Raw genomic sequence first — 7,045 nt, forward strand, 5'->3', positions numbered from 1 at the left:
ACAACGACCACTACGGCCATCCGGCGGGCGATGCCTGCCTCAAGGAAGTGGCCGCCGCCATGAGCCGATCCTTGCGCCGCCCTGGTGATCTGGTGGCACGCTTTGGCGGCGAAGAATTCATCTCGGTGCTCAGCCACACCAGCCTGTCCGAGGCCCTCGCGGCGGCCGAGCGCGTGCGGGCTGCGGTGTGGGATCTGGCCAGGCCCCATGCGGCCTCCCTCACGCAGGACCGGGTCACCATCAGCATTGGTGTGGCCTGCATGCATGCCAACGCGACTGGCGCCAGCACCATCCAGTTGCTGGCACAGGCCGACGAGGCGCTCTACCAGGCCAAGGCCCACGGCCGCAATCAGGCCCGGGCTATCGAGCAGGAGAACTAGCCATGGCAACGCACCGTCAATCCGCGTTGCCGCCACGCCGAGCCATTCAGCCCAGTGGTCGTATCGCCCGCGGCGAGGTCAGTGCAGCCTCCTCGCAGTTCGAGCGTGGCCTGTCGTGGATGCGCTTCCCACCCAGGCTGGAAAAGCAGTACCTCAATGACAGCGCACCACGGCGTGTGCGCTACTTCCTGATCAGCGGGCTGCTGGCCCTGTTCGTGTTCAACGGCTTCCTGCTGGCCGACTACCTGATGGCGCCAGATGTCTTCATGCTGGCCGTGAAAGTACGCCTGCTGTGGTTCAGCCCTTTCGCCATCGTGATGCTCAGCGTGACGTGGTGGCTGCGGCATCAGGTGCCCAAGCGCATTTCACCGCAGGCGCTGGAGTACCTCGTCTTGCTCAGTGGTGTTCTCGCAGCCGCCTGCCTGGGCTACATCCTGTCGGTCAGCCGCGCACCCAACAGCCAGTACTACCACGTGGGATTGATGGCGGTGATCATGTACGGCAACATGGTGCAGCGCCTGCGTTTTTGGTACGCGCTGGCGTTTTCGCTGATGGTCTATGCCATCCATATCGCAGGGGTGCTGACCGTACCCGTCTTCAACCACCGGCTGCTTGTGCCGATGGTGGCCTTGCTGGGCGCCACGGTCGTGTTCACGCTCATGGCCAACTACGCGCTGGAGCGCGATGGACGCCGGCAGTATCTGCTGTCATTGCGGCGCAAGAACCTGCTGCTCGACCTGGGCGAGGTCCAGGCACGGTTGCAACAACTGTCCCGCATGGATGCCTTGACCGGCCTGTTCAACCGCCGCCACTTCCAGCAATACCTGCAACAAACCTGGCAGCGCGCCCGGCATGACCAGGACACGCTGGCCATCATCATGCTGGATGTGGACCACTTCAAGCGCTTCAACGACCGCTACGGCCACCCCGCGGGCGATCAATGCCTGATGCGTGTGGCCCAGGCCCTGCAAGACAAACTGCGCCGCCCTGGTGATCTCGTGGCGCGGTACGGCGGCGAGGAGTTCATCGCCGTGCTGCCCCATGCCGATGCCGATATCGCCTTCAAGGCGGCAGACCGCATCAGGCAGGCCATAGCCGATCTGGGCATTGCCCATGAAGATTCGGATACCGCTGCCACGGTCACGGCCAGCGTGGGCGTGGCCACCTGCCAGGTGCACGCGGACATGCGCGAAGAGGATCTCATCGCCGCAGCAGACGCCGCGCTCTACAAGGCCAAACAAAGTGGCCGCAACCGAGTGGAAGTACGCACGCTCTGAGCGTGTGCGCTGGCCGCGTCAGAAAGGCAGCTTGCCCGTCAAGGTTTGCCAGAACATCACCCAGTCGCCCATCAGGCTATAGAGCGGATACGTGAAGGTGGCGGGGCGGTTGCGCTCGAAGCGGAAATGGCCCACCCAAGCAAAGCCATAGGGGTATCCAGGGTCAGCATGTTTATTCAAACGCGTTGAAGCAAGGCTTCGACGATGGCCAGCGAGTAATGCCGCGCCACCGCGTCAATGAATCGGGGGAAGTCGATGTGGGCATCATCATCGGCACGGTCCGAGATCGTGCGGATGACGGCATAAGGCACGCTGAAATCATGGCAGACCTGCGCAACCGCCGCCCCCTCCATTTCTACCGCCAAAGCGGCAGGCAAGACCTGTATCAGTTCACGACAGGTCTGCGCGGCGTTGATGAACTGATCGCCACTGATGATCAGCCCCTGATGAACGCGCGGTTGCGCCAACTGGAGTGCGGCCAGGTGCACATCAGCCAACGCCCCGCCTGCGGCAAGCGAAGCCGGGCTCAACACCTGCTCAACCGTCTCGCGTACGCGCGCCGTGAACGCGGCAGGCGGCGACAAGGCGCTCACGCCCTGCCCCGGCAACTCGAAACGCGGGAACAAGGGCGAAGCATCCATGTCGTGCTGGATCAAAGCGTCGGCCACGACCACATCGCCCACACGGACGCCCTCACCCAAACCACCCGCCACGCCGGTAAAGATGACCTGATCCACCCCGTAGTGACTCAGCAGCATCGTGGTCGTCGTGGCCGCAGCCACCTTGCCGATGCGTGACAGCACCGCCACCACCTCACGCCCATGCAGATGCCCGACCCAGAACTCGCGGCCAGCCACACGCTGCATGGTTTCATCGGGCATGACGTCCAGCAGCGCTTGCAACTCTTCGGGCATGGCGGCCATGATGCCGATGCGCCCGGGGTGATGGCCTGTTGTTGAACTCATGTCGGGATCTGCTTGAAATGGAAGGACAAGCCCGCATCATGTCGCAAGCGGTGCCATGGCAGGATCGGACATGAAAAAACCACCTCGAGAGGTGGTTTTGAAAGGCCCGAAGGCACCAACCGCGCTCATGCGGCATCTATGCACCGGTAGCGAGATTGTCCAACCTGGTTGCCCAAGCTGAAATCATAAGAATTCCCTGAGCGGCGCCCTATAAGGTGATCTTTTTTCAGCGCACAATTCATTGTATCGATCATATTTGGCGCTTTCGCGCATATGTGATGTTTTGTTACCTTTTTGAGCAAGTCTGCTTGCCGCGAATTCTGAGCAACGCATGAACACGGACATCCAAGTCGATGATGGACAAGATGGCGTCAGCACAGGGTTTTCCTGGGCAAGCGCCTGTCTTTCCGCCCTGCTGGAACGGCATGGCATCCCCAGCCGGCACCAGGCCACCGAAATCGCGCATATTTGCGCGATTTCGGTCAGCCAAGCAAGACGCAAACTGCGCGGCGCGGTGTGGTTGTTCGATGAGGTCCAGACCATCTGCCACCATTTCGGCGAAAGCCTGGATACCGTTTTTGGCTCATCTGCGTTGCAAACAAGCAGCACAAGCAGCCCAGCCAGCACCGGGCACAGCAACACTTATCCGGCCACCTTGCTGATTGACGATCAGAAAATGCCCTGCGACATCCAGCTGGGCCCGCTGTGCACATCGGCTCGCGATACAGCCTGCCAAGGACTGGTGGCCTTCCACGATCAGTTCGAGGGCTGGCTGGTTGGTGGCATCCAGCGCCTGCAAAAAGGCGGTCACACTGGCGCGCACTACGCCGTGGAACAACTCCAACTGCGCAACCCGGTGGACCAGACCAGGGCACGCATCGCCGTGCTGGACGACGACATCGGCTCGGCAGGCGCCTTGACTGACTGGTTCAATGAAGTGGGCTACGAAGCCCATGCCTACACCAGCACCGAAGCACTTCTGGCACGCCCCCTGTCCGAACACGACGCCTTCGTGGTGGACCTGATCCTCGGCGGCGGCCAGACCTCGCAATCCATCGTCGAGCGCATTCGCAAAGAACAGCCAGAGGCGCCCATCGTCCTGCTGACCGGGCAGTTGAAAGACGGCACAGCCTCTGAAGCCACGCTGGCCACCATCCTGCGCACACAAGGCGTCACCTTCTTTGAAAAGCCGGTGCGCCCCGCTGTACTGACTGCCGCCATACAGAGCAGCCTTGATCGACTCGCACCACACCATGCTTGAACGCCCCGCCCGTCCCCGCCAGTTGGACGAAGCGCGCCTGATCTCATGGGCCAGCGCACTGATCTCGGCGGGGTCACTGATCATCTGGTCGTCAGGCCTGACGACCACCTGGGATCGGATTGGCGTGCCCATCATGGTGGCCATCTACGGCTTGGTCGCAGTCGGGCTCTGGTGGCGCCCCGCCTGGCTGACAGCCTTCCTCTTTTTGGCCGTCATTCCCTCCAGTCTGTACTTCCTGGGCGGCGTGTACAGAGCAGGCGCCGATCACAGCCCGTCAGGCCTGTATGCGCTGGCCTGTACGGCTCAATTCATGCCGGTGTTCTACATTGCCACGTTCGTGGCGCTGGGACGCCGCGCCAACCTGGTCTGCTGGCTGCACTACGGTGGCCTGCTGGGGCTGTATCTGCTCTCGTACGGCTCTGTCCTGCATGGCGCAGAGAACATGAGCGCCCACACCTGGGCAGTCATGCTCGCCGGGCATCCTCCGTGCATCGTGGCGCTGCACTACATCAGCACACTCAAAGGCCGTTTGCGGGCCAATGAACGGGCTGGCCATGAAAGCAAGGAACGCTTTCTGGCCATGCTGTCTCACGAAATTCGCAGCCCTTTGCAGGCCATGCTGGGCTCCATCGACCTGTTGGCGCTCAAGGCCAGTTCACCGCCTGAACGCCGTGCGATCGACCGCATCCGCAACGCAGCATCCCAGCTCGATACCCACTTGCGCGACGTCACCGAATACACGCGGCTTGAGAACCCGGCCTGGCGCCTCAAGCCAGAGGCCATCGATCTGGCCCTGCTGGTGCAAGATGTATGCGATACCTTTCAGCCACAAGCCCAAAGCCAGCAACTCAAGCTGTCATGCGAGTTGCCCCCCGCAGATAGCCTGAGCCTGCAGCACGTCTGGACCGATGGTGCGCGCGTGCGCCAGATCTTGAGCAACCTGATCGGCAACGCCCTGAAATACACCCCATCGGGCAGCATCATGGTCAAAGCGGGTGTCGCGCCTGCTACAGGCCATGTGCAACTCGACGTCATCGACACGGGCATTGGCATCCCGAACGAACAACAAGAACGCGTGTTCGAGCCCTATGTGCGACTGGAAGATGCACGCGTGACGAGCGCGGAAGGCTCGGGGCTGGGCCTGGCGGTCGTGAAACGACTGGTCGACCGCATGGGGGCCACGGTCAGCCTGAGCAGCCAGCCCGGGCGCGGCAGCCACTTCACGGTGATCCTGCCCTTGCAAGGCTGAAGAACGACAAGCCGCAACTGCTGACACTGCAGCGACAATAGCGCTTCAACATCCCCGCACTCTTTGCGCCATCTTGGTATACGCAGGCCCGACATGACCCAAGCCGTCCAGACACTGCCCCTTGGCACCCCCCTGTCCCCCTCCGCCGCCCGGGTCATGTTGCTGGGATCAGGCGAACTCGGCAAGGAAGTGCTGATCGCCTTGCAGCGCCTGGGCGTGGAAACCATCGCCGTGGACCGCTACGAGAACGCACCCGGCCAGCAAGTTGCGCATCACAGCCGCACCATCACCATGAGTGACCCGGCCCAGCTGCGCGCCCTGATCGAATCGGAAAAGCCCCATCTGGTCGTGCCGGAGATCGAAGCCATCGCCACGCCAGTGCTGGAAGAACTCGAAGCCCAGGGCCTGGTGCGCGTGATCCCCACCGCCCGCGCCGCACGCCTGACCATGGACCGCGAAGGCATCCGCCGCCTCGCCGCTGAAACCCTGGGCCTGCCCACCAGCCCCTACCAGTTCTGCGACTCCCTGGCCGAGCTGCAAGCTGCCATCGACAGCGGCATTGGCTACCCCTGCATCGTCAAGCCCGTGATGAGCTCATCCGGCAAAGGCCAGAGCAAGATCGACGGCCCGCAGGACGTGCAAAAAGCCTGGGACTACGCCATGGCCGGTGGCCGCGTCAGCCATGGCCGCATCATCGTGGAAGGCTTCATCGATTTCGACTACGAGATAACGCAACTGACGGTACGTGCAGCCGGTTCAGCCGCCACACAAGGCCAGATCGCCACCCACTTCTGCGAGCCCATCGGGCACTTGCAGGTCAGCGGTGATTACGTGGAAAGCTGGCAGCCTCACCCCATGAGCCCGGCAGCACTGCAAAAAGCACGAGACATCGCCAAGGCCGTGACAGACAACCTCGGTGGCCAGGGCCTCTTTGGTGTGGAACTGTTCGTCAAGGGCGATCAGGTCTGGTTCAGCGAGGTCAGCCCGCGCCCGCATGACACAGGCCTGGTCACCTTGTCCACGCAAGTGCAAAGCGAGTTCGAACTGCATGCCCGCGCCATCCTGGGCCTGCCCGTTGACACCAGCTTGCGCACGCCCGGCGCCTCTGCCGTGATCTACGGCGGCGTGGACACGCAAGACGTGATCTTTGATGGCGTGGCAGAAGCGCTGTCTGAACCTGGCACTGACTTGCGCCTGTTCGGCAAGCCGGAGAGCTTCGTCAAACGCCGCATGGGCGTGGCACTGGCCACGGCAACTGATACGCAAGCCGCCAGGGCCAAGGCCAGAGGCGCGGCCGCCAAGGTCAAGCCCCGAGCTGCCGCGCGCTAACCTGCGCCCATCAAACCGTCGCGAGCAATCAGACCCAACTGCTGGCGATCACCTTGGTCACGCTGGCAGGCGTATCAGATGGCAAGTTGGTCTGCCCCTGCGCAGGCGGCGCAAAGCTGCTCATCGCATTCACCAGGTTCTGCACCTTGGCTGCCGTGAGCGTCTTGCCATCGCTGGCCACAATGCGCTCCACGCGGGCGTTCTTGTCCGCATACCAGTTCTGCACCACCACCTCATCGCGCGTGCCGATGACATCAATGTGCAGATCATTGCCGGACTGACTGAACCACAACTGCTTTGACGTGATGTCACTCAGCTTCAGCACGTCGCTGTTGAGCCAGGTGCTGTCTGAATCGATGACAGTGTCGATACCATCTCCGCGACCGAACAGATAGGTATCGTTGCCCTTGCCACCCAGAAGCTGGTCGTCACCCTGGCCACCATGCAGGGTATCGTTACCGTCTCCGCCATCCAGTGTGTCATTGCCAACGTTGCCGTTCAGTGCGTCATTGCCTTTACCACCAGACAGACTCGCGCCGATGGTCATACCGGCGTAGGCATACTGCACGTCAGCCCACAAGGTA

General features: G+C 62.3%; 7 protein-coding genes and 1 pseudogene. 5 read left to right on the forward strand and 3 right to left on the reverse strand.

The genetic code is table 11. The features are described from left to right. Both EPO09_RS13985 and EPO09_RS13990 read left to right on the forward strand, forming a co-directional pair. On the forward strand, nucleotides 1-380 hold a 380-nt coding region (locus EPO09_RS13985), incomplete at its 5' end, for a diguanylate cyclase (RefSeq protein ID WP_290643935.1). A gap of 2 nt (nucleotides 381-382) precedes the next feature. Further along, nucleotides 383-1,657, forward strand: a complete 1,275-nt coding sequence (locus EPO09_RS13990) for a diguanylate cyclase (protein ID WP_290643936.1) — start codon at nucleotides 383-385, stop codon at nucleotides 1,655-1,657. An 18-nt stretch (nucleotides 1,658-1,675) separates the two neighbouring features. Here EPO09_RS13990 and EPO09_RS13995 read toward each other — a convergent pair. Continuing rightward, nucleotides 1,676-1,807 (reverse strand): annotated as a pseudogene (locus EPO09_RS13995) (Mpo1-like protein); the annotation flags it as partial. Between the two features lie 26 nt (nucleotides 1,808-1,833). Beyond that, the gene (locus EPO09_RS14000; RefSeq protein WP_290643937.1) at nucleotides 1,834-2,622 is read right to left on the reverse strand and encodes a 5'-methylthioadenosine/adenosylhomocysteine nucleosidase; all 789 of its coding nucleotides are present in this window, start codon (nucleotides 2,620-2,622) and stop codon (nucleotides 1,834-1,836) included. A gap of 331 nt (nucleotides 2,623-2,953) precedes the next feature. Here EPO09_RS14000 and EPO09_RS14005 point away from each other — a divergent pair, with 331 nt between their 5' ends. The 3 genes from EPO09_RS14005 to purT all read left to right on the forward strand — a co-directional run bounded on the left by EPO09_RS14005 (nucleotide 2,954) and on the right by purT (nucleotide 6,461). After that, the gene (locus EPO09_RS14005; RefSeq protein WP_290643938.1) at nucleotides 2,954-3,883 is read left to right on the forward strand and encodes a helix-turn-helix domain-containing protein; all 930 of its coding nucleotides are present in this window, start codon (nucleotides 2,954-2,956) and stop codon (nucleotides 3,881-3,883) included. After that, nucleotides 3,876-5,132 (forward strand): HAMP domain-containing sensor histidine kinase, encoded by a 1,257-nt coding sequence (locus tag EPO09_RS14010; protein WP_290643939.1) that lies wholly within the window; start codon nucleotides 3,876-3,878, stop codon nucleotides 5,130-5,132. The genes EPO09_RS14005 and EPO09_RS14010 overlap by 8 nt, the downstream gene beginning before the upstream one ends. 93 nt (nucleotides 5,133-5,225) lie before the next feature. Further along, nucleotides 5,226-6,461: a formate-dependent phosphoribosylglycinamide formyltransferase gene (gene purT / locus EPO09_RS14015; protein ID WP_290643940.1), complete on the forward strand. Its 1,236-nt coding sequence runs from the start codon at nucleotides 5,226-5,228 to the stop codon at nucleotides 6,459-6,461. Nucleotides 6,462-6,489: 28 nt separating this feature from the next. Here purT and EPO09_RS14020 read toward each other — a convergent pair. Continuing rightward, on the reverse strand, nucleotides 6,490-7,045 hold a 556-nt coding region (locus tag EPO09_RS14020), incomplete at its 5' end, for a calcium-binding protein (RefSeq protein WP_290643941.1).

Origin of the sequence: Aquabacterium sp., assembly GCF_004297345.1 — a bacterium.
In the GTDB taxonomy this organism is placed as follows: Bacteria; Pseudomonadota; Gammaproteobacteria; order Burkholderiales; family Burkholderiaceae_C; genus Aquabacterium.